15 protein-coding genes are annotated in these 20,214 nt (G+C 72.9%); 3 read left to right on the top strand and 12 right to left on the bottom strand.

Annotated features, from left to right (window positions below):
* Positions 1-27: 27 nt before the first annotated feature.
* Entirely contained in the window at positions 28-1,164 is a 1,137-nt protein-coding gene (gene dnaJ / locus ACIQ1J_RS28650; protein WP_210962523.1) for a molecular chaperone DnaJ, read from the bottom strand.
* Positions 1,165-2,181 carry a heat-inducible transcriptional repressor HrcA gene (hrcA, locus tag ACIQ1J_RS28645; RefSeq protein ID WP_210962524.1) on the bottom strand — a complete coding sequence of 339 codons (1,017 nt, stop codon included), beginning with the start codon at positions 2,179-2,181 and terminating at the stop codon, positions 1,165-1,167.
* A 191-nt stretch (positions 2,182-2,372) separates the two neighbouring features.
* On the opposite strand from hrcA, the gene ACIQ1J_RS28640 reads away from it, so the two are divergent.
* Together ACIQ1J_RS28640 and ACIQ1J_RS28635 are read left to right on the top strand one after the other, a co-directional pair.
* Complete coding sequence (locus tag ACIQ1J_RS28640) at positions 2,373-3,107, top strand: MBL fold metallo-hydrolase (protein WP_403561269.1); 735 nt, start codon at positions 2,373-2,375, stop codon at positions 3,105-3,107.
* A gap of 34 nt (positions 3,108-3,141) precedes the next feature.
* Positions 3,142-3,945 (top strand): DUF3097 domain-containing protein, encoded by an 804-nt coding sequence (locus ACIQ1J_RS28635; protein WP_403561267.1) that lies wholly within the window; start codon positions 3,142-3,144, stop codon positions 3,943-3,945.
* Between the two features lie 134 nt (positions 3,946-4,079).
* On the opposite strand, the gene hemW is transcribed toward ACIQ1J_RS28635, so the two are convergent.
* The 4 genes from hemW to lepA form a co-directional block, all read right to left on the bottom strand.
* The gene (gene hemW / locus ACIQ1J_RS28630; protein ID WP_403561265.1) at positions 4,080-5,312 is read right to left on the bottom strand and encodes a radical SAM family heme chaperone HemW; all 1,233 of its coding nucleotides are present in this window, start codon (positions 5,310-5,312) and stop codon (positions 4,080-4,082) included.
* A gap of 296 nt (positions 5,313-5,608) precedes the next feature.
* Positions 5,609-7,783 carry a SpoIIE family protein phosphatase gene (locus tag ACIQ1J_RS28625; protein WP_403561264.1) on the bottom strand — a complete coding sequence of 725 codons (2,175 nt, stop codon included), beginning with the start codon at positions 7,781-7,783 and terminating at the stop codon, positions 5,609-5,611.
* A 239-nt stretch (positions 7,784-8,022) separates the two neighbouring features.
* The gene (locus ACIQ1J_RS28620; protein ID WP_403561262.1) at positions 8,023-9,900 is read right to left on the bottom strand and encodes an AMP-dependent synthetase/ligase; all 1,878 of its coding nucleotides are present in this window, start codon (positions 9,898-9,900) and stop codon (positions 8,023-8,025) included.
* A 301-nt stretch (positions 9,901-10,201) separates the two neighbouring features.
* A complete protein-coding gene (lepA, locus tag ACIQ1J_RS28615) occupies positions 10,202-12,070 on the bottom strand; it encodes a translation elongation factor 4 (protein ID WP_210962530.1) in 1,869 nt (622 codons plus the stop codon).
* A 297-nt stretch (positions 12,071-12,367) separates the two neighbouring features.
* On the opposite strand from lepA, the gene rpsT reads away from it, so the two are divergent.
* Positions 12,368-12,634 carry a 30S ribosomal protein S20 gene (gene rpsT, locus ACIQ1J_RS28610; RefSeq protein ID WP_210962531.1) on the top strand — a complete coding sequence of 89 codons (267 nt, stop codon included), beginning with the start codon at positions 12,368-12,370 and terminating at the stop codon, positions 12,632-12,634.
* 198 nt (positions 12,635-12,832) lie between these two features.
* On the opposite strand, the gene holA is transcribed toward rpsT, so the two are convergent.
* From holA to ACIQ1J_RS28580, 6 genes are all read right to left on the bottom strand, one after another.
* On the bottom strand, positions 12,833-13,822 hold the full coding sequence (holA, locus tag ACIQ1J_RS28605) for a DNA polymerase III subunit delta (protein WP_210962532.1): 990 nt from the start codon (positions 13,820-13,822) through the stop codon (positions 12,833-12,835).
* Between the two features lie 58 nt (positions 13,823-13,880).
* The gene (locus tag ACIQ1J_RS28600) at positions 13,881-14,126 is read right to left on the bottom strand and encodes a hypothetical protein (RefSeq protein WP_210962533.1); all 246 of its coding nucleotides are present in this window, start codon (positions 14,124-14,126) and stop codon (positions 13,881-13,883) included.
* Positions 14,127-14,180: 54 nt separating this feature from the next.
* A complete protein-coding gene (locus ACIQ1J_RS28595; protein WP_403561402.1) occupies positions 14,181-15,062 on the bottom strand; it encodes a YceI family protein in 882 nt (293 codons plus the stop codon).
* A gap of 182 nt (positions 15,063-15,244) precedes the next feature.
* Positions 15,245-16,072, bottom strand: a complete 828-nt coding sequence (locus tag ACIQ1J_RS28590) for an arylamine N-acetyltransferase (RefSeq protein WP_403561259.1) — start codon at positions 16,070-16,072, stop codon at positions 15,245-15,247.
* Between the two features lie 4 nt (positions 16,073-16,076).
* A complete protein-coding gene (locus ACIQ1J_RS28585; protein ID WP_403561257.1) occupies positions 16,077-18,890 on the bottom strand; it encodes a ComEC/Rec2 family competence protein in 2,814 nt (937 codons plus the stop codon).
* Entirely contained in the window at positions 18,887-20,098 is a 1,212-nt protein-coding gene (locus ACIQ1J_RS28580) for a helix-hairpin-helix domain-containing protein (protein ID WP_403561255.1), read from the bottom strand. The genes ACIQ1J_RS28585 and ACIQ1J_RS28580 overlap by 4 nt, the downstream gene beginning before the upstream one ends.
* Between the last annotated feature and the right edge of the window lie 116 nt (positions 20,099-20,214).

The raw sequence follows: 20,214 nt of genomic DNA, 5'->3' as shown, positions 1-20,214 counted from the left end.
GCAGGCACGACCCTCGGGACCACCACGTCAGCGCCCGTTGAAGGCGTCCTTCAGCCGCGAGAAGAGCCCTTGCTGCCCGGGCTGGAACTGCCCCGTCGGGCGCTCCTCGCCACGCAGCGCGGCCAGCTCGCGCAGCAGGCGCTCCTGCTCGGGGTCGAGCTTGCTCGGGGTCAGGACCTCGACGTGGACGATGAGGTCGCCCCGGCCGCCGCCGCGCAGGTGGGTGACGCCGCGGCCGTGCAGCGGGATCGACTGGCCGGACTGGGTGCCCGGGCGGATGTCGACCTCCTCCATGCCGTCGAGCGTCTCCAGCGGCACCTTCGTGCCGAGGGCCGCCGCCGTCATCGGGAGGGTGACCGTGCAGTGCAGGTCGTCGCCGCGCCGCTGGAAGGTCGAGTGGGGCAGCTCGTGGATCTCGACGTACAGGTCACCGGCGGGACCGCCGCCGGGGCCGACCTCGCCCTCGCCCGCGAGCTGGATCCGGGTGCCGTTGTCGACACCGGCCGGGATCTTCACGGTCAGGGTGCGCCGGGAGCGGACCCGGCCGTCGCCCGCGCACTCGGGGCACGGGGTCGGGACCACGGTGCCGAAGCCCTGGCACTGCGGGCAGGGGCGCGAGGTCATGACCTGGCCCAGGAAGGACCGGGTGACCTGCGAGACCTCGCCGCGGCCGCGGCACATGTCACACGTCTGGGCCGACGTGCCGGGGGCCGCGCCCTCGCCGTTGCAGGTGTTGCAGACGACCGCGGTGTCGACCTGGATGTCCTTGGTCGTACCGAAGGCCGCCTCGTCCAGCTCGACCTCGATGCGGATCATCGCGTCCTGGCCCCGGCGGGTGCGCGAGCGCGGCCCGCGCTGCGACGCCGTACCGAAGAACGCGTCCATGATGTCCGAGAAGTTCCCGAAGCCACCCGCGCCGAAGCCGCCCGCGCCACCGCCGGCGGCCTGCGAGAGGGGGTCGCCGCCGAGGTCGTAGACCTGCTTCTTCTGCGGGTCCGACAGCACCTCGTAGGCGGCGTTGATCTCCTTGAACCGCTCCTGGGTCTTCGGATCGGGGTTGACGTCCGGGTGCAGCTCGCGGGCGAGCCTCCGGAACGCCTTCTTGATCTCGTCCTGGGAAGCGTCGCGGCGCACGCCGAGTACGGCGTAGTAGTCCGTGGCCACCTACGACTCCGCCAGGATCTGTCCGACGTACCGTGCCACTGCGCGTACCGCTCCCATCGTTCCCGGGTAGTCCATGCGGGTCGGTCCGACCACGCCGAGCTTGGCAACCGCCTCGCCGCCCGAACCGTAGCCCACCGACACGACGGACGTGGAGTTGAGTCCTTCGTGGGCGTTCTCATGACCGATACGGACGGTCACGCCCGGATCCTTCGCCTCGCCGAGCAGCTTGAGGAGCACGACCTGCTCCTCCAGCGCCTCGAGGACGGGTCGGATCACCAAGGGGAAGTCGTGCCCGAAGCGGGTCAGATTGGCGGTGCCGCCGATCATCAACCGCTCCTCGTTCTCCTCGACCAGCGTCTCCAGGAGAGTGGAGAGCACGGTGGAGACCGTACCGCGATCCTCGGACCCGAAGGCCTCCGCCAGATCCTCCACCAGGCTCGGCACGTCCGAGAAACGGCGCCCGGCGACCCGGCTGTTGAGCCGCGCGCGCAGGTCCGCGAGGGACGCCTCGCCGAACGGCGCCGGGCAGTCGACCATCCGCTGCTCGACCCGGCCGGTGTCCGTGATCAGCACGAGCATCAGCCGCGCGGGCGCCAGGGAGAGCAACTCCACGTGCCGCACGGTCGAGCGGGTCAGCGACGGATACTGCACGACGGCGACCTGCCGGGTCAGCTGCGCGAGCAGCCGCACCGTGCGGGCCACCACGTCGTCGAGGTCGACGGCGCCCTCCAGGAAGCTCTGGATGGCGCGCCGCTCGGGCGGGGTCATCGGCTTGACGCCGGCCAGCTTGTCGACGAAGAGCCGGTAGCCCTTGTCGGTCGGGATGCGCCCGGCGCTGGTGTGCGGCTGGGCGATGAACCCCTCGTCCTCCAGGGCCGCCATGTCATTGCGCACGGTGGCCGGGGAGACGCCGAGGTTGTGCCGCTCCGTGAGGGCCTTGGAACCGACCGGTTCCTCGGTGCCGACGTAGTCCTGGACGATGGCGCGCAGCACCTGGAGCCTGCGTTCACTGAGCACTCGCGCACACCTCCCGAAGTCGTCCGCCCGGCGTTTTGCCTGTCTTCGTCTGTCTCACGGTCCGTCCCTGGCACTCACAGCGTGCGAGTGCCAGACTTCCCCGGCCCAGTGTACGGCCGTGGGGTACGCCCCCGGCAAGGCCGGGGCCGCGCCGCCGTGAACGGAGGTGTCGCATCGCTAGCGTCGTCGTCGTGACGGTGACTTGGGAAGACCTGGGATGGGAGCGGCTGGCGGCCGGGGTGGGGCGGCGCCGGCTGCCGGTGTGGGACTGCACCGCGGGGCTGGTCGTCGGCGCCGGCGCGGCCCTGGTGGTGGACGCGGGGTCCAGCCTCGGCGAGGGCGCCCGGGTGCGCGCCCAGGCGCGGGATCTCGCCGGTCACCGTGTGACACATCTCGCGCTGACCCACCCGCACTTCGACCACGTCTTCGGCGCCGCCGCGTTCGCGGGCGCGGAGGTCTACGGCGCGGTGGGCGCGGACGCGGTGTTCGCGCGGGGCGGACACGGACGGGAGGCGCTGCGCTCGGACGCGGTGGCGGAAGGACTGGACCCGCGGCGGGCAAAGGAGGCGGCCGACGCGCTCGTCCGCGTCCGCCACGAGGTCTGCGGCGAGTGGACGCTCGACCTGGGCGGCGGCCGGCAGGTGCTGCTCGCCGACGTGGGCCCGGGGCACACCGGCCACGACCTCGCGGTGCTGGTGCCGGGCGACCCCGAGGTCGTCTTCTGCGGCGACCTGGTCGAGGAGTCCGGTGAGCCGCAGGCGGGCCCCGACGCCGTGCCGTCGCACTGGCCCGCCGCCCTGGACCGGCTGCTCGACCTGGGCGGCGAGGACGCGCTGTACGTCCCCGGTCACGGTGCGGTGGTGGACGCGGCGTTCGTCAGGGCCCAACGGGACGCGCTGGCCGCCCGCTTCGGCGTGTCGCGCTGATCACGGCGCGGCCGCTCCTCGTATCGTCATCAGAATGCGCCAGTACTCCGCCGACCTGACCCCTCCGTGGAAGAAGCCGCAGCCGGTACCGGAGGTCCCGGCCGACCCCGGCCTGGTGGTCGAGGAGGCCGGCACCGGTTTCTGCGGCGCCGTGACCGGCTGCGAGGCGGGCACGGTGACCCTGGAGGACCGCTTCGGCAAGCACCGGGTCTTCCCGATGGAGCCGCGCGGCTTCCTGCTGGAGGGACGGGTGGTGACGCTGGTCCGGCCGTCGTCCGGTCCGGTACGTCCCACCCGCACCGCGTCGGGCTCGGTGGCGGTCCCGGAGGCACGGGCGCGCGTGGCCCGCGCCGGGCGCATCTACGTCGAGGGCCGGCACGACGCCGAACTGGTCGAGAAGGTGTGGGGCGACGACCTGCGCGTCGAGGGCGTGGTCGTGGAGTACCTGCGAGGCGTGGACGACCTGCCGTCGATCGTCGCCGACTTCGCCCCGGGCCCGGACGCGCGGCTGGGCGTCCTGGTGGACCACCTGGTGCCGGGTTCGAAGGAGTGGCGGATCGCGGAGGCGGTGACGAGCGAGCACGCGCTGGTCGTCGGCCATCCCTACATCGACATCTGGGAGGCGGTGAAGCCGTCGGCGCTGGGGATCGACGGCTGGCCCCGGGTGCCGCGCGGGCAGGACTGGAAGACGGGGGTGTGCCGGGCACTGGGGTGGCCGTCCGGGAACACCGGGGCGGTGTGGCAGGCGATCCTGGCGCGGGTGGGGTCCTACAAGGACCTGGAGCCGGAGCTGCTGGGCAGCGTGGAACGACTCATCGATCACGTGACCGTGCCGTGAGCGCGGTCCGTCGTTGACGGGCCGAGCCTGACGGACTGCTCTCCGCCGCTGCGGAGATGGCCCGTCGATCTGCTCGTCCTGCTCGTCCCTACGGCCGAGCAGTTCCTGCTCCCCGCCGGAGCGGGGCCGACCCCTCAGTCCACCAGGTCCCGGACCACCGCGTCCGCCAGCAACCGCCCGCGCAGGGTGAGCACCGCGCTCCCCGCCACGTACGGCCCCTCCTGGAGGAGTCCGTCGGACAGCGCCCGGCGCGAGGCCGCGAGCCCCGCGTCCCGCAGCAGTGACAGCGGGACGCCTTCCCGCAGGCGCAGCTCCAGCAGGACGCGCTCCACCCGCCGGTCCTCGTCCGTCAGGACCTCCCGCCCGGCCCCCGGCGACTTCCCGGCCGCCAGCGCCCCCGCGTACGCCCCCGGGTGCTTCACGTTCCACCACCGCACGCCGCCCACGTGGGAGTGCGCGCCCGGTCCCGCGCCCCACCAGTCGGCGCCCCGCCAGTACAGCTCGTTGTGCAGGCAGCGCCCCGCCTCCGAGGTGGCCCAGTTCGACACCTCGTACCAGTCGAAGCCCGCCGCCGACAGCGTCTCCTCCGCGATCAGGTAGCGGTCGGCGTGGACGTCGTCGTCGGTCATGGGGACCTCGCCGCGCCGGATGCGGCGGGCCAGCTGGGTGCCCTCCTCGACGATCAGCGCGTACGCCGAGACGTGGTCGGGGCCGGCCCCGAGCGCCGCGTCCAGCGAGGCGCGCCAGTCGTCGTCGGTCTCGCCGGGGGTGCCGTAGATCAGGTCCAGGTTGACGTGGTCGAAGCCGGCCGCGCGGGCCTCGGCGACGCAGGCCTCCGGGCGGCCCGGGGTGTGGGTGCGGTCCAGCACCTTCAGGACGTGCTGCTTCGCGCTCTGCATGCCGAAGGAGATCCGGTTGAAGCCGCCCTCGCGGAGAGCGGCGAGGTAGGCCGGGTCGACCGACTCCGGGTTGGCCTCCGTCGTCACCTCCGCGTCCGCCGCGAGGCCGAACTCGTCGCGGATCGCGTGCAGCATCCGCACCAGGTCGCCGGCGGCCAGCAGGGTGGGCGTACCGCCGCCGACGAAGACCGTGCGGACCTCGCGGGGATCGTCGCCGAGCACCTTGCGGGCCAGGCGGACCTCGTCGACGAGCGTCTCGGCGTAGTTGTCGCGGGAGGCGAGGACGCCGCCGGTGCCGCGCAGCTCGGTCGCGGTGTAGGTGTTGAAGTCGCAGTAGCCGCAGCGGGTCGCGCAGTACGGCACGTGCAGGTAGAAGCCGAGGGGGCGGTCGGCGGCGCCGGCGAGCGCGGACGCCGGGAGAGCGCCGTCGGCGGGGACGGGCTCGCCGTCGGGGAGTGCGGAGGGCATGCGTTCCATTGTCCCGTACCCGCGTGTGTCCCCGGCCCGCATGTGTCCCTGGCCCGCGTGTGTCCCCAGCCCGCATGTGCCCCCGGCCCGGACGCGCCCCCCGCCCGCGTGCGTCCCCGGCCCGCACGCGTTCCCGGCCCGCACGCGTTCCCGGCCCGCGTGCGTCCCCGGCCCCCATGTGTCCCTGGCCCGCATGCGTCCCCAGCCCGCATGTGCCCCCGGCCCGGACGCGCCCCCCGCCCGCGTGCGTCCCCGGCCCGCATGCGTCCCCGGCCCGCGTGTGTCCGCCCGCGCGCTCAATCCGCCTGGAGCACCAGCAGCGCCAGATCGTCCTCGGGGGGCCGGGGCCCGAACTCGTGCACCAGCCGCCTGATGCGCTCGGCGAGCAGCCCGGCGTCCAGTCCCGCGCACCCGGCGAGCGCGACGGCGAGACCGTCCCCGTCGTCGAACTGCCGGGAGCCGCTGCGCCGCTCGGTGACCCCGTCCGTGACGCAGAGCAGGGTGTCGCCGGACCGCAGCTCGAAGGTCTCGCTGGTGTACATGGCGTCCTCGACGACGCCGAGCAGGGTCTGCGGCTGTGCGACCGTGCGCACCGTGCCGCCGGGTTCGAGGAGCAGCGGCAGCGGGTGCCCGGCGGAGGCGATGGTGCAGCGGACGCCGCCGTCGAAGGGGACCAGTTCGCCGTAGAGCAGGGACAGGAAGCGGGTCTGCGGTCCGTCGCCCGGGGCAACCGCAGGGCCGACGGCGACCAGGGCGCGGGCGGCGGCGTCCGCGGCCTCGGTGGCGTCGTCGAGGAGGAGCTGGTTGAGGCGGTCGAGGACGTCGGGGACGCCGTACTCCTCGCGGGCCAGCAGCCGCAGCCAGGGCCGGGCGAGGCCGATGACGACGGCGGCCTCGGGGCCCTTGCCCTGGACGTCACCGACGGCGAAGCACCAGCGGCCCTCGCCGGCCGGGAAGAGGTCGTAGAAGTCGCCGCTGGGACCGCCCTTGTCGCACGGTTCGTAGACGAGGGCGCTGCGCACGCCGGGGATCTCGGCGACCGCGCCGGGCAGCAGGCCGCGCTGGAGGACGGCACTGATGGTGGCCTGCCGGGCGTACTGGCGGGCGGCGCCGATGGCGAGCGCCACCCGGCGGCTGAGGTCCTCGACCAGTCCGGTGATCTCGTCGGGGAAACCGGCCCAGCCCGGGGTGCCGGTACGCCCGATGACCAGGGTGCCCAAGGGCCTGCCGCCGGCGACCAGGCGGTAGGCGAGCGCGGCACCGTGTGTGCCGTCCGGGCCGAGCGCCTCGCCGGGCCAGGGGTGGGCGGCGGGGCCGGAGCGCCACGGATCACGCGGGCGGGGCGGGTCCTTCTCCAGGGCTCGGCGCAGCTCCTCGATGTGGCTCTCGCTGCCGTGCCAGACGCGGGCCAGCCGCGCCCCCACGGCCGCCCCGGGGTCGTCGCTCCAGGCTCCACGGCCCAGGGACTCGTCCTCCAGCCACACGGCGCACCAGTCGGCGAGCCGCGGCACGATCAGCTGGCCGGTGAGCGAGGCGACCAGGTCCTCGTCGAGTTGCCCCGCCAGGAGGTCGGAGGCCTCGGCGAGGAAGGACAGGGCACCACGGCCCAGCCACTCCCGGTCGCGAACACCGCGCCGAACGGTCCTGGCCGTTCCGTCCCGCCTGTCGGCGCCGCCACTCCGGCTCTCCGAGCCGTGCAGGACCGTCCGACCCTCCGAAGCCACTGGTCCCTCAAGAACCACTGGCCCCTCCAGGACCGGCGGCCCCTCCAGGGCCTTCTGCCCGTCCCGGGGCACCTCGCCCTTCTGGACGCCCGGCACGCCTGAGACACCCGGGCCCCCCGTCACCCCCGGGCCGCCCGAACACCTCGGACCCCCGTCCCCCTCCCCCGGCAGGTCCGTGCCCGTCGGCCCGGGGCGCCGCGCCCCGAGCCCCCCGGCGTACGCCTCGACCTGCTCGGCGGTCTCGGCGCCCGCGGCCGGGAGGCGTGCCCACACCGTCTTGGTGCCCGGGCGGTACGTGATGCCCCAGGCCTCCGAGAGCGCGGCGACGAGCCGCAGGCCGCGCCCGTACTCGGGGGTCTCGTGCGGCGTCTCGAGGTCGCCGCTCCGCGGGGCGCGGGAAGGGTGGTGGTCCGTGGCCTCGACGACGAGGGTGCCCGTCTCCTCCAGGCGGCAGCCCACCTCGACGTCCGTGCCGGCGTGCACGACGGCGTTGGTGACCAGCTCGCTGACGACGACCAGGGCGTCGGCGGCGAGATGCTCGGTCAGCTGCTCCGTGCCGGGCAGCCCGAGCTCGGCCCAGTCGGCGAGCGCGGCCCGCACCATCTCCCGGGCGGCGCCCGGCGCCAGGGAGCTTCCGAGCAGGGTCACGTGCGCCCGCGCGCACTCCTGGGCGTATGCCCCAGCAGTGTGCGCGGGCGCCCCACTGGCGCGGGAGACGCTCTCCCGTTGCGTCGGAATGGCCCCCATGGACGGCTCCCCGGGCAGTTCGTGCGAATACTTCGCAGTCGATGCCGACAGAGTGACAGACCGACCCCGTTCCTGAGCACGGAGTTACCGAAGTGGGCCGCCATGGGTGAGAACCGTGCTAGGCGAACGTTCGAAGACAGCCGGAAGACAGCCGGAAGACAGCCGGAAGACAGCCGGAAGACAGCCGGAAGACGGACGGCTTCGGGCGTCAGCCGTGCGGACCGCGACGCCCGCCCGCGCTACGCCTCGCGCGAGCCGTCGTACATCTCCTCGATCAGGTGCTTGTACTCCCGCTCCACCACCGGCCGCTTCAGCTTCAGGCTCGGCGTGATCTCGCCGTGCTCGACGTCGAGGTCGCGGGGCAGCAGGCGGAACTTCTTGATGGTCTGCCAGCGCTGGAGGCCCTCGTTGAGCTGCCTGACGTAGCCGTCGACCATCTCGACGGTCACGGGCGCCGCGACGATCTCCGCGTACGGCTTGCCCTCCAGGCCGTTCTCCTTGGCCCACTCGGTGATCGCGATCTCGTCGAGGGCGATGAGCGCGGTGCAGAAGTTCCGGTCGGCGCCGTGCACCAGGATGTTGGAGACGTAGGGGCAGACCGCCTTGAACTGGCCCTCCACCTCGGCGGGCGCGATGTACTTGCCGCCCGAGGTCTTGATGAGGTCCTTCTTGCGGTCGGTGATCCGCAGGTAACCGTCGGGCGAGAGCTCCCCGATGTCGCCGGTGTGGAACCAGCCGTCGGCCTCCAGCACCTCGGCGGTCTTCTCGGGCAGCCTGTGGTAGCCCTCCATGATGCCGGGGCCGCGCAGCAGGATCTCGCCGTCGTCCGCGATGCGCACCTCGGTGCCGGGCAGCGGCTTGCCGACCGTGCCGGTGCGGTAGGCCTCGCCGGGGTTGACGAAGGACGCGGCGGAGGACTCGGTCAGTCCGTAGCCCTCCAGGATGTGGATGCCGGCGCCGGCGAAGAAGTAGCCGATGTCGGGGGCGAGGGCGGCCGAGCCGGACACGCAGGCGCGCAGCCGGCCGCCGAAGGCCTCGCGGATCTTGGCGTAGACGAGCTTGTCGGCGATGCCGTGCTTGGTGCGCAGACCGGCGGGCGCGCTCGCGGTGCCGGTGCGCTTGAAGTTGTCCTGGGTGACCTTGGCGTACTCGCGGGCGACGCCGACGGCCCACTGGAAGATCTTGTACTTGGCTCCGCCGCCCGCCCGGGCCTTGGCGGCGACGCCGTTGTAGACCTTCTCGAAGATGCGCGGCACGGCCGCCATGTAGGTCGGCTGGACGACCGGCAGGTTTTCGATGATCTTGTCGACGCGGCCGTCGACGGCGGTGACGTGACCGACCTCGATCTGGCCGGAGGTCAGCACCTTGCCGAAGACGTGCGCGAGCGGCAGCCACAGGTACTGCACGTCGTCGGTGGTGACCAGCCCGGTCGCGGCGATCGCCCTCGCCATGTACGACCAGTTGTCGTGCGGGAGGCGGACGCCCTTGGGCCGGCCGGTGGTGCCGGAGGTGTAGATGAGGGTGGCGAGGTGGTCCTTGGTCAGGGCGCCGACCCGCTTCGCGACCAGCTCCGGGTCCTTCTCCAGGCGGGCCGCGCCGAGGGCCTCCAGCGCGCCGAGGGTGAGGATCCAGTCCTCGTCGGTGTCGGCGCCGGCCGCGTCGACCACGACGACGTGGGTGAGGTCGGGCAGCTCCGCCTTCTTCTCCCGGGCCTTGGCCAGCTGCGCGGCGTCCTCCGCGATCAGCACCCGGCTCTCGGAGTCGGAGAGGATGTACGCCGACTCGTCGGCGTTGGTCTGCGGATAGACGGTGGTCGTCGCCGCGCCCGCGCACATGATGCCGAGGTCGGCCAGGATCCATTCCAGCCGCGTGGAGGAGGCCAGCGCCACGCGCTGCTGGGGCTGGATGCCCAGCTCGATCAGGCCGGCCGCGATCGCGTAGACCCGTTCGGCCGCCTCTCCCCAGGTCAGCGACTTCCAGTCGTCCGGGCCCTCGCCCGAGGCCGACGGGACCGGGTAGCGGTAGGCCTCGGCGTCCGGCGTGGCCGCCACCCGCTCCAGGAAGAGTCCCGCCACGGAGGGCGGACGGTTCTCGATCAGTGTCTGTGTGTCGCTCACGACATCCTCCGTGGGCCCGCGACGGTGCGGCCGGGTCGGTGCGGCCGACTCAGGTGCGGCTGGTTCAGGTGCGGCTGGTTCACTCTCGGGCGATGGTTCAGGCGTTGTTTAACTCGCGAGTAACTAGCGAGCAGGCATCAGAGTAAAGGGCGACCGGCCTGTGCGTAAGTCTCCGCGCCCTGTCACTTCGTACAGACGCACTCCCGTGACATGCGAAGGGGCCCGCCGCGCTTTCGCACGGCGGGCCCCTTCGTGTCCGTTCTGCCGGGGTGGGCGGGATGCGCCGCGAGGGAGGAAGCGGCTACTTCTTGGCCTTGCCCGACCCCGCGTTGTCATCACTGGACAGGACCGCGATGAAGGCCTCCTGCGGAACCTCCACGGAACCGACCATCTTCATCCGCTTCTTGCCTTCCTTCTGCTTCTCCAGCAGCTTGCGCTTACGGGAGATGTCACCGCCGTAGCACTTGGCGAGGACGTCCTTGCGGATGGCGCGGATGGTCTCGCGGGCGATCACCCGGGAGCCGATGGCGGCCTGGATGGGCACTTCGAAGGCCTGGCGCGGGATCAGCTCGCGCAGCTTGGCGACGAGCCGCACGCCGTACGCGTACGCCGCGTCCTTGTGGGTGATCGCCGAGAAGGCGTCCACCTTGTCGCCGTGCAGCAGGATGTCGACCTTGACCAGGCTGGAGGTCTGCTCGCCGGTGGGCTCGTAGTCCAGCGAGGCGTAACCACGCGTCTTCGACTTCAGCTGGTCGAAGAAGTCGAAGACGATCTCCGCGAGCGGGAGGGTGTAGCGGATCTCCACCCGGTCCTCGGAGAGGTAGTCCATGCCGAGCAGGGTGCCTCGCCGGGTCTGGCACAGCTCCATGATCGCGCCGATGAACTCGGTCGGCGCGAGGATCGTGGCGCGCACGACCGGCTCGTACACCTCGTTGATCTTGCCTTCGGGGAACTCGCTCGGGTTGGTGACGGTGTGCTCGACGCCGTCCTCCATGATCACGCGGTAGACCACGTTGGGCGCGGTGGCGATCAGGTCGAGGCCGAACTCGCGCTCCAGCCGCTCGCGGATCACGTCGAGGTGCAGCAGGCCCAGGAAGCCGACGCGGAAACCGAAGCCGAGGGCCGCGGAGGTCTCCGGCTCGTAGACGAGGGCGGCGTCGTTGAGCAGGAGCTTGTCCAGCGCGTCGCGCAGCAGGGGGTAGTCCGAGCCGTCCAGCGGGTACAGGCCGGAGAAGACCATGGGCCGCGGGTCCTTGTAGCCGCCGAGCGCCTCCTCGGCGCCCTTGTGCATGCTGGTGACGGTGTCACCGACCTTGGACTGGCGGACGTCCTTCACGCCGGTGATCAGGTACCCCACCTCGCCGACGCCCAGACCGTCGGCGGAGAGCATCTCCGGCGAGTTGGTGCCGATCTCCAGCAGCTCGTGCGTGGCGCCGGTGGACATCATCCGGATCCGCTCGCGCCTGTTGAGCTGGCCGTCGATGACCCGGACGTACGTCACGACGCCCCGGTAGGAGTCGTAGACGGAGTCGAAGATCATCGCGCGGGCGGGGGCGTCCTTGACGCCGACCGGGGCCGGGACCTCGGCGACGACCTTGTCCAGCAGCGCCTCGACCCCGAGGCCGGTCTTGGCGGAGACCTTGAGCACGTCGGCGGGGTCGCAGCCGATCAGGTTGGCCAGTTCCTCGGCGAACTTCTCGGGCTGCGCGGCCGGCAGGTCGATCTTGTTCAGCACGGGGATGATCGTGAGGTCGTTCTCCATCGCCAGGTAGAGGTTGGCGAGGGTCTGGGCCTCGATGCCCTGGGCGGCGTCGACGAGGAGGATCGTGCCCTCGCACGCGGCCAGCGACCGCGAGACCTCGTAGGTGAAGTCGACGTGCCCCGGCGTGTCGATCATGTTGAGGATGTGCGTACTGCTCTTGTCGTGGGTGGGGGCCCACGGCAATCGCACCGCCTGGGACTTGATCGTGATGCCGCGCTCGCGCTCGATGTCCATGCGGTCGAGGTACTGGGCGCGCATCTGCCGCTGCTCCACCACACCGGTCAGCTGGAGCATCCGGTCGGCGAGCGTGGACTTGCCGTGGTCGATGTGCGCGATGATGCAGAAGTTGCGGATCAGCGCCGGGTCGGTACGGCTCGGCTCGGGCACATGGCTGGGGATCGCGGGCACGCAGGGTCCTGATTCTTGAGGCGTCCGCAGTGTCTGCGGTCTCGGGTCGGATCGATACGTAGCTTCCATCGTCCCACGGGTGGGGAGCCGTGATGGGTTCGGGACGGGTCGAGGGCGGGGGCGGGGCCGGGCCCGGGCCGGATCGGGGTGGGGCCGGGGCCGGGTTTGGGTGGCTCGGTGAGCCGCTGGTAGTGTGGGGGGCTGTGTCTCTTGCCCTCTCAGCGCGAGGCACTCCTTCAAGAAATCATCGGCACGGGACCCTCGCGGCCTCGTGCCTGAACCTGCAAAGGCTCATTCGTGGCGAACATCAAGTCCCAGATCAAGCGGAACAAGACCAACGAGAAGGCCCGGCTGCGCAACAAGGCCGTCAAGTCCTCTCTGAAGACCGCGATCCGCAAGGCCCGTGAGGCTGCTGCCGCGGGTGACGCCGAGAAGGCCGCCGAGTACCAGCGCGTCGCTTCGCGCCAGCTCGACAAGGCCGTCTCCAAGGGCGTCATCCACAAGAACCAGGCCGCCAACAAGAAGTCGGCGCTGTCGCAGAAGGTCGGCGCCCTCAAGGGCTGAACCCCTCATCTGGTCTGATCGCCGGAAGGACCCAGAGCGGGCCCTCTCTCATCCGCTCCCGTCCGGCACCCAGGATCCGTGCGCGGCCTGCGTTCGCCACGCGGGCATGGATCCACGAGCTTGATCCGAAGGCCCCGGTGGCCGTCCTTCCCCAGGACGGACGCCGGGGCCTTCGGTCTGTGTGAGGTCTTACGCCCCTTACGCCCGTCCCCGCGAACGGGCCGCGCGGGCGATCGTCACCACGGCCTTCTCCAGGGCGTACTCGGGATCGTCCCCGCCGCCCTTCACCCCCGCGTCCGCCTCGGCCACCGCGCGCAGGGCCACGGAGACTCCGTCCGGGGTCCAGCCGCGCATCTGCTGCCGGACGCGGTCGATCTTCCACGGCGGCATCCCCAGCTCACGGGCGAGGTCGGCGGGGCGCCCACCGCGGGCGGAGGACAGCTTCCCGATCGCCCGCACGCCCTGCGCCAGCGCGCTGGTGATCAGCACCGGTGCCACTCCGGTCGCCAGCGACCAGCGCAGCGCCTCCAGCGCCTCCGCCGCCCGTCCCTCGACCGCCCGGTCGGCGACCGTGAAGCTGGAGGCCTCGGCCCGTCCCGTGTAGTACCGCCCGACGATCGCCTCGTCGATCGTGCCCTCGACGTCCGCGGTCAGCTGGGACACCGCCGAGGCCAGCTCCCGCAGGTCGCTGCCGATGGCGTCGACCAGCGTCTGGCACGCCTCGGGGGTGGCCGAGCGCCCGGCGGTACGGAACTCCGTCCGTACGAAGGCCAGCCGGTCGGCGGGCTTCGTCATCTTCGGGCACGCCACCTCGCGCGCCCCCGCCTTCCGGGCTGCGTCCAGCAGGCCCTTGCCCTTCGCGCCGCCCGCGTGCAGCAGGACCAGGGTGATCTCCTCGGCGGGTGCGCCGAGATAGGCCTTCACGTCCTTGACCGTGTCGGCGGACAGGTCCTGCGCATTGCGTACGACCACGACCTTGCGCTCGGCGAAGAGCGAGGGGCTGGTGAGCTCGGCGAGGGTGCCGGGCTGCAGCTGGTCGGGGGTCAGGTCGCGTACGTCCGTGTCGGCGTCGGCGGCCTTCGCGGCGGCCACCACCTCCCGCACGGCACGGTCGAGCAGGAGGTCCTCCTGGCCCACGGCAAGCGTCACCGGGGCGAGAGGGTCGTCATTCGCAGTCTTCCTGGCCATCGCGACAAGCATCGCACGCACCACTGACAACGGACTTCGCCGCCGACGCCGTCGGGCCCTAGGGTTCCTCGCGCCAGCCCTCCCACTCCCCCGCGAACTCGTCGAGTTCGCGGGGGTCCAGCCGCTCCCTCTCGTCGCGCAGTACGACGAGCCACTGGGCGTCCTCGGCGTCGTCCTCGCCGGCCAGGGCGTCCCGGAGCAGTCGGGGTTCCTCGTCGAGTCCGAAGCGCTCACCGAGCGCCTGGGCCGCCTCCTCCGCGGCGTCGCGGTCGGGCAGCACCAGCACATGTCTCACATCACTCACGGGTGCCATTGTCGGACACCGCGCGGCAGGGCGGATGGTCAGGTCGGTGCCGCGTCAGCCCTTGGGCACGATCTGGATGTCGAGGCCGATCCTGATGCTGGGCCCGACCACGGCGATGCCGCGTGCCAGCATGGTCTGCCAGCTCACGGTGAAGTCGTCGCGGTGCAGCTCGGTGGTGGCGCGGCAGGCCGCCCGCGCCTCGCCCTCCATGCCGTTGCCCAGGCCGAGATACTCGGCGTCCAGGGTGACCGTGCGCGTCACGCCGTGCAGGGAGAGCGCTCCCGTGACGGCCCACCGGTTGCCGCCCCGGTGCGTGAACCGGTCGCTGTAGAACTCCAGGGTCGGGAACCGCCGCACGTCCAGGAAGTCCCCCGACCGCAGATGGTCGTCGCGCATCGTCACGTTGGTGTCGATGGAGGCCGCGTCGATGACCACGTGCATCGCGGACTGCTCCATGTCGTCGCCGATCCGCACCGCGCCCGCGAAGGAGTTGAACCGGCCGTGGATCCGGGCCAGCCCGATGTGCCGTGCGGTGAACGCGATCGACGAGTGCGCCGGCTCGATCTCCCAGTCGCCCGGCGCGGGCAGCTCCGGAGGCTGGGCCACTTGCAGGGTCACGTCGCCGAGCGAGGCCGGCGCGTCCTCGGTGACGGTCGCGGACGCCCGGTACGGCGTGTAACCCTCGGCGGACACCGCGAGTCTGTACTCCCCCGTCGGCACCGTCGCCACGAACGACCCGAAGGGATCCGTCCCGCCGCCGACCACCTTGCGCCCCATGGTGTCGCTGACCGTGAACTCAGCGTGCGGAATCGGCTCGTTGACGGGGCCGAGGACCCGGCAGTTCAGCACGCCCGCGTTCGGCGGGAGCCGCACCGCCGCCAGGGGACCCGTCCGTTGCATCCGCTTCGTTCGGCTTCCCAGCCAGCGGCCGATCATCTGCGACACCCTCTGCACGACGTGAGAAAACTAGTTGACGAAGAAACATTCGATCACCGATGGGGTTTTCGAGGCAACACGGGACTACATCAAGGGAAACCGGCGCATGTGCTGGGAGTGCGCATGAGTGGCATGAGTAGCCCTGTGTGGCCCGATATCGCCACACCGGACGCCGCGGATCCTCACAGTCCGGGCACGGTCGGCACCTCGTCGAGGTGGATGCCGAAGTACTCCCGGTAGGCCGCGAGTACCTCCTCGTCCGTGGCGGGCTCACGCTCCTCCCGGCGACCGTCGCCGGCCGTCGACACGAGCCTGCGGCCGCTCAGTGTGATCCTCCCTCCGTCCTTCGTGACCCGCGAGCAGACCGGCGACTGGAGGAAGTGCGACTGGGGCGACGTGCTGTGCCACCACGCGCCGGACTCGAAGTCGCCGAGCACCCGCGGGCGCGGTTCCACCCGGTACACGGGCTTCCCGTCCCGCAGCACGTCCAGGTCGGCCGCCCTGGCCGAGTCGTGCCCGCCGCGCACCCCGGCCGCGTCCGGACCCGCCTCGACGACCTGGAACGTGCCTCCCGGATCCTTCTGCTCACCCCGCTCCGCGAACTCCAGCGGACCGTGACTGTGCGCCCCGAACCCGACGTCCGCCAGCAGATCGCCCCCGTCCACCGTCCGCACCCGCAGCGCCAGGTGGTCGAACGGGATCCCGAGCCTGCTCCCGTCCCCGTACACCCGCGCCGCGAGCAGCGTGACCTCATACCCGAGCGCCGTGAGCAACGCGCCGAAGAGACCGTTCAGTTCGTAGCAGAACCCGCCCCGCCGCGCGCCCACCACCTTGTCCAGCAGCCGCCCCTCCTCCAGCACGATCTCCTCGCCCAGATGGACGGACAGGTTCTCGAACGGCACCGTCCGCAGGTGACGAAGGTGCAGCTCACGCAGGGCGCCGGCGGTGGGCCACGCCGGGTACTCGGCTCCCAGGCGGCGGAGGTAGGCGTCGACCTGTGTTGCATCCATGCCCTCAGTCTCGCGCCACCCGCAACGACCTGCCCGTGCCGGTAACCGCCAGCGCCCCGTCCCGGTCCGTCCGCAGCACCGTCGCGCCCCGGGCGCGCAGCGCCTCGACGGTGCCGGGGGCCGGGTGCCCGTAGGTGTTGTCCTCGCCGCAGCTGATGAGCGCGAGCCGTGGGGCCACCTTCCGTATGAGGCCGGCATCCTGGTGAGCGGAGCCGTGATGGGCCACCTTCAGCACGTCGACCCCTTCCAGCGCCGCTCCCGCCGGTGATCTCGCCAGCTCCCGCTGTGCCGGGGGCTCCAGGTCCCCGAGCAGCAGCAGACGCAGTCCCGCCGTCCGCACCAGGAGGGTGACGCTGGCGTCGTTGGGTCCTTCCGTGCTCGTCGGGAAGACCGGCGCCGCGGTCGCCGGCGGGGTCGGTGGCGGGACCTTCGGCGGGGTCGGTGGCGGGACCTCCGGCCGGGTCGGTGGCGGGGCCTTCGGCGGGGTCGGTGGCGGGACCTCCGGCCGGGTCGGTGGCGGGGCCTTCGGCGGGGTCGGTGGCGGCCAGACCACCTGCCAGGACAGGGGGCCGGACCGCCGTTCTTCCCCGGCGGAGGCGTGCCGCAGGGGAATCCGCCGTGCCGTCGCCTGCCTGCGGACGGACTCGGCCTGGTCCGCGGGTTCTTCGAGGGCGGTCGTCTCGATCGCGCCCACCGAACGCCCCCGCAACACCCCGGGCAGACCCGCCACATGGTCGGCGTGGAAGTGGGTCAGCACCACGAGCGGGACGCGGGTGATGCCGAGGGAGCGCAGACAGTGGTCGACCAGCGCCGGGTCGGGTCCGGTGTCCACCACGACGCCCGCGCCCTCACCGGCCGCGAGCACCATGGCGTCGCCCTGTCCCACGTCGCACATCACCATCCGCCACCCCGGCGGAGGCCACCCCGTGATCACCCGGGCCAGCGGCGGTGGCCGCACCACCGCCAGCACCAGCAGCACCGCGCACACACCGCACCACCACGGATGCCTCAGCAACCGTCGGCCGACGAGCAGCACGCCCAGCGTGACGAGGGCGAGCAGCGCCGCCCCGGCCCAGCTGCCAGGCCAGTCCACTCCCGCGCCGGGCAGCGCGGCCCCGGTACGGGCGATCCCCGCGATCCACTCGGCCGGCCAACCTCCGCACCAGGCGAGCCCTTCGGCCACCGGCATCGCCACCGGTGCCGTCGCCAGTGCTGCGAACCCCAGCACCGTGGCCGGCGCGACCGCGAACTCCACGAGCAGATTGCAGGGCACCCCCACCAGGCTCACCCGCGCCGACAGCACGGCGACGACCGGCGCGCACAGGGCCTGGGCCGCGCCCGCGGCGGCCAGCGCCTCGGCGAGCCGAGGAGGAACCCGGCGCCGGCGCAACGCCGCGCTCCAGCGCGGGGCCAGCGTGAGCAGCGCCCCGGTGGCCAGCACGGAGAGCAGGAAACCGTAACTGCGGGCCAGCCCCGGGTCGTACAGCACCAGGAGGAGCACCGCCGTCGCCAGCGCCGGGAGCAGCGATCTGCGGCGTCCGGTGGCCAGGGCGAGCAGGGCGACGGCCCCGCAGGCGGCGGCCCGCAGCACGCTCGGGTCGGGCCGGCACACTACGACGAAGGCGAGTGCCAGCACCCCGCCGAGCAGCGCGGTCGTCCGCAGGGAGATACCGAGACGGGGCGCCAGCCCTCGGCGCTCGCTGCGCTGGGCCAGTCCGGGCGGTCCGAGCAGCAGCGCCAGCACGATCGTGAAGTTGGCCCCGGACACGGCCAGCGTGTGCGCGAGGTCGGTCTCCTTGAACGCCTCCTCCAGCTCCGGCGTGATACGCGACGTGTCACCGACGACCAGCCCCGGCAGCAGCGCCCGCGCGTCCGCCGGCAGCCCCTCGGTGGCCTCCCGCAGCCCGGCCCGCAGTCGTCCCGCCAGCCGCTGTGCTCCCGACGGCCCTGCCACCACCTCCGGCGCCTCCCGACCGCCCCGTACCCGCAGCACGGCGGCGATCCGGTCCCCGCTCCCCCTCGGGGGCGCCGACCGGGCGGTGACGAGGATCCGCGTCGTCGGCAACAGTCCCAGCCAGCGCGAGATGCCGGGCCCGGCACGGGTGAGCCGCGCGTCGTCCGCGGCCCCCGCGGAGGCCCGGTCCGGTGACCCCTCACTCTCGCCCTTGCCCCTGCCCTCGCGGTCGCCCTCGGCCACGTCCACGAGCAGCAGCGCCGGCGTCCGTGTCGTCACCTCCGTCCCGTCCGCTTCCGTCACCCGTCGTACGTCGGCCTCGATCAGCACGGTGGGCGGCACGGCCCGGTTCCCCCGGACGCGGGGCCGGGTGAGGCGGGGGTCGGCGGTGATCTCCAACTCGGCGGTGACGGTGGCGTACTGCCGTGCCAGCGCCGGCACGGGCCCCCGGCGCAGATCCGCGCCGTGCAGCGCGGCCGAGGTGGCGGACGCGGCGACGCAGAGGAGCAGGGCGGCGGCCGTCGCGCGGTGCCGTCCGCGCGTCGTGCGCTGCCTCCGCGTGCGCTGCCTCCGTGCCACCAGCAGCAGCGCGCCGGACAGGGCCAGAACGCCGATCAGGAGGCCCACCGCCCACCCGGCCGGCACGTCCGGCATCAGCGCCGCACTCGCCCAGGCCGCGAGCGCGGGCGGCACCAGCCGCAGGTCCGTGGGCCCGTCCTGCCGGGGATGCGCCGCACCGAGCCGATGCCCGGAGGCGGCGTGCACGGCTGCGCGCGGGGACGCGGTCAGGTGGTCGGTGGGCTCCGCCTCCCCGCTCGGCAACCTCGTCCGCACGCTCATGGCCGTGCTCGCGTCCGTGCTCATGGCCGCACGAGGTTGCGCAGGTCGGCGAAGCGGCGCTCGCCGATGCCGTTCACCTCGCGCAGCTCGTCCACCGAGCGGAAGCCGCCGTGCTGGGTGCGGTAGTCGATGATGTGCCGGGCCAGCACGGGGCCGACGCCCGGCAGGGTGTCGAGCTGGTCGGCGGTCGCCGTGTTGAGGGAGACCGGTGCCGCGGGCGCGGCCCCCGCTACCGGGGCGCCCGGCCCGCCGGGGGCGGTGCCGCCCGGGCCGGCCGGCGCGACCGGCGCGGAAGCGCCCACGAGCACCTGCTCGCCGTCCACCAGGAAGCGCGCCCGGTTCAGCCCGTCGGTCCTGGCACCGGATCGCACGCCTCCCGCGGCGCGCAGGGCGTCCGCGACCCGTGACCCTGCCGGAAGGCGATGGATTCCGGGCTTGCGGACCTTGCCGCCGACGTCCACCACGATCTCGGTCCCGACCGTGGCCGTGGCCGGGCCCTCGGCCGGGCCCCTGGGCGGGCCGGCCGTGGGGCCCGCTCCCGCCGCCTCGTCCGCTCCCCCCGCGCCGAACGCCGCCGCCTCCCGCACCACCTCGGGCGCCGAAACGGGCTGGGTGCGACCGGTCCAGAAGTGCTGTGCGGCGAAGACCACCGCGACGACGAGCAGCACCGTGAGCGCGGCCACGCTGCGGCGCTCCAGTCCGCACCGCGTCTGCAGCCACACGGGCATCCGCTCCCGCAGCGCCTGCCCCGCCCGTTCCCGCCGGGTCGCCGCGGCGCCATCGAAGGCGACCGGCGACGCTCCCCCTTCCTGCGCACTCCCTCCGTGCGTGTCTCCTTCTTGCGCCCCTCCTTCTTCCGCCCCTCCTTCTTCCGCCCCCGCTACGTCCCCCCGTGCCCTGCCACCGTCTCCGGCTCCCTGCGGGCGCCCGGCATCGCGGCTCCAGGTCGGCGGCGGCCCTGTCCCCGGCTCGCTCCCCTGCCCGGCGGACCCGGCGCGTCCGGCATGTCTGGCGCGTCCGGCATGTCCGTCGGGTCCGACGGGTCCGACGGGTCCGACGAAGAGCGCCTCCGCACGTCGGCGGAGCTCCTCCGCCGGCGCGGGACGGCGCCTGTGCCGCGCCCGGCCGACGGAGCTGGGCGAGCGGCGGTTGCGGAGCCGGCCGTCGGAGGCCGGGTCACGGCCCGGGCCACTGGTGGCGGTAGCCGTGCGTGAGCGTGATCGAAGAGCCATGCGACGAGGATCGGGCACCTCGGCACACCCGCGATGATCATGCTCAATTCCCGGGGACTACCCCCAGGTTGTGGACAACCCCGGCCCCCGCACGGGTGACGCTGAACCTTGACGCG

Origin of the sequence: Streptomyces sp. NPDC097107 (assembly GCF_044762405.1) — a bacterium.
Taxonomy (GTDB): domain Bacteria; phylum Actinomycetota; class Actinomycetes; order Streptomycetales; family Streptomycetaceae; genus Streptomyces; species Streptomyces thinghirensis.
Note: the sequence above shows the minus strand (reverse complement) of the source record. Positions and strands in the feature narration are given on the sequence as shown.

Excerpts from the sequence above, each read along its gene's own strand:
- holA (WP_210962532.1), bottom strand. The coding sequence starts at position 13,822 with ATGGCCAGGAAGACTGCGAATGACGACCCTCTCGCCCCGGTGACGCTT.
- ACIQ1J_RS28590 (WP_403561259.1), bottom strand. The coding sequence starts at position 16,072 with ATGGATGCAACACAGGTCGACGCCTACCTCCGCCGCCTGGGAGCCGAG.
- ACIQ1J_RS28580 (WP_403561255.1), bottom strand. The coding sequence starts at position 20,098 with ATGGCTCTTCGATCACGCTCACGCACGGCTACCGCCACCAGTGGCCCG.
- ACIQ1J_RS28625 (WP_403561264.1), bottom strand. The coding sequence starts at position 7,783 with ATGGGGGCCATTCCGACGCAACGGGAGAGCGTCTCCCGCGCCAGTGGG.
- ACIQ1J_RS28585 (WP_403561257.1), bottom strand. The coding sequence starts at position 18,890 with ATGAGCACGGACGCGAGCACGGCCATGAGCGTGCGGACGAGGTTGCCG.
- ACIQ1J_RS28595 (WP_403561402.1), bottom strand. The coding sequence starts at position 15,062 with ATGATCGGCCGCTGGCTGGGAAGCCGAACGAAGCGGATGCAACGGACG.
- ACIQ1J_RS28635 (WP_403561267.1), top strand. The coding sequence starts at position 3,142 with ATGCGCCAGTACTCCGCCGACCTGACCCCTCCGTGGAAGAAGCCGCAG.
- hemW (WP_403561265.1), bottom strand. The coding sequence starts at position 5,312 with ATGCCCTCCGCACTCCCCGACGGCGAGCCCGTCCCCGCCGACGGCGCT.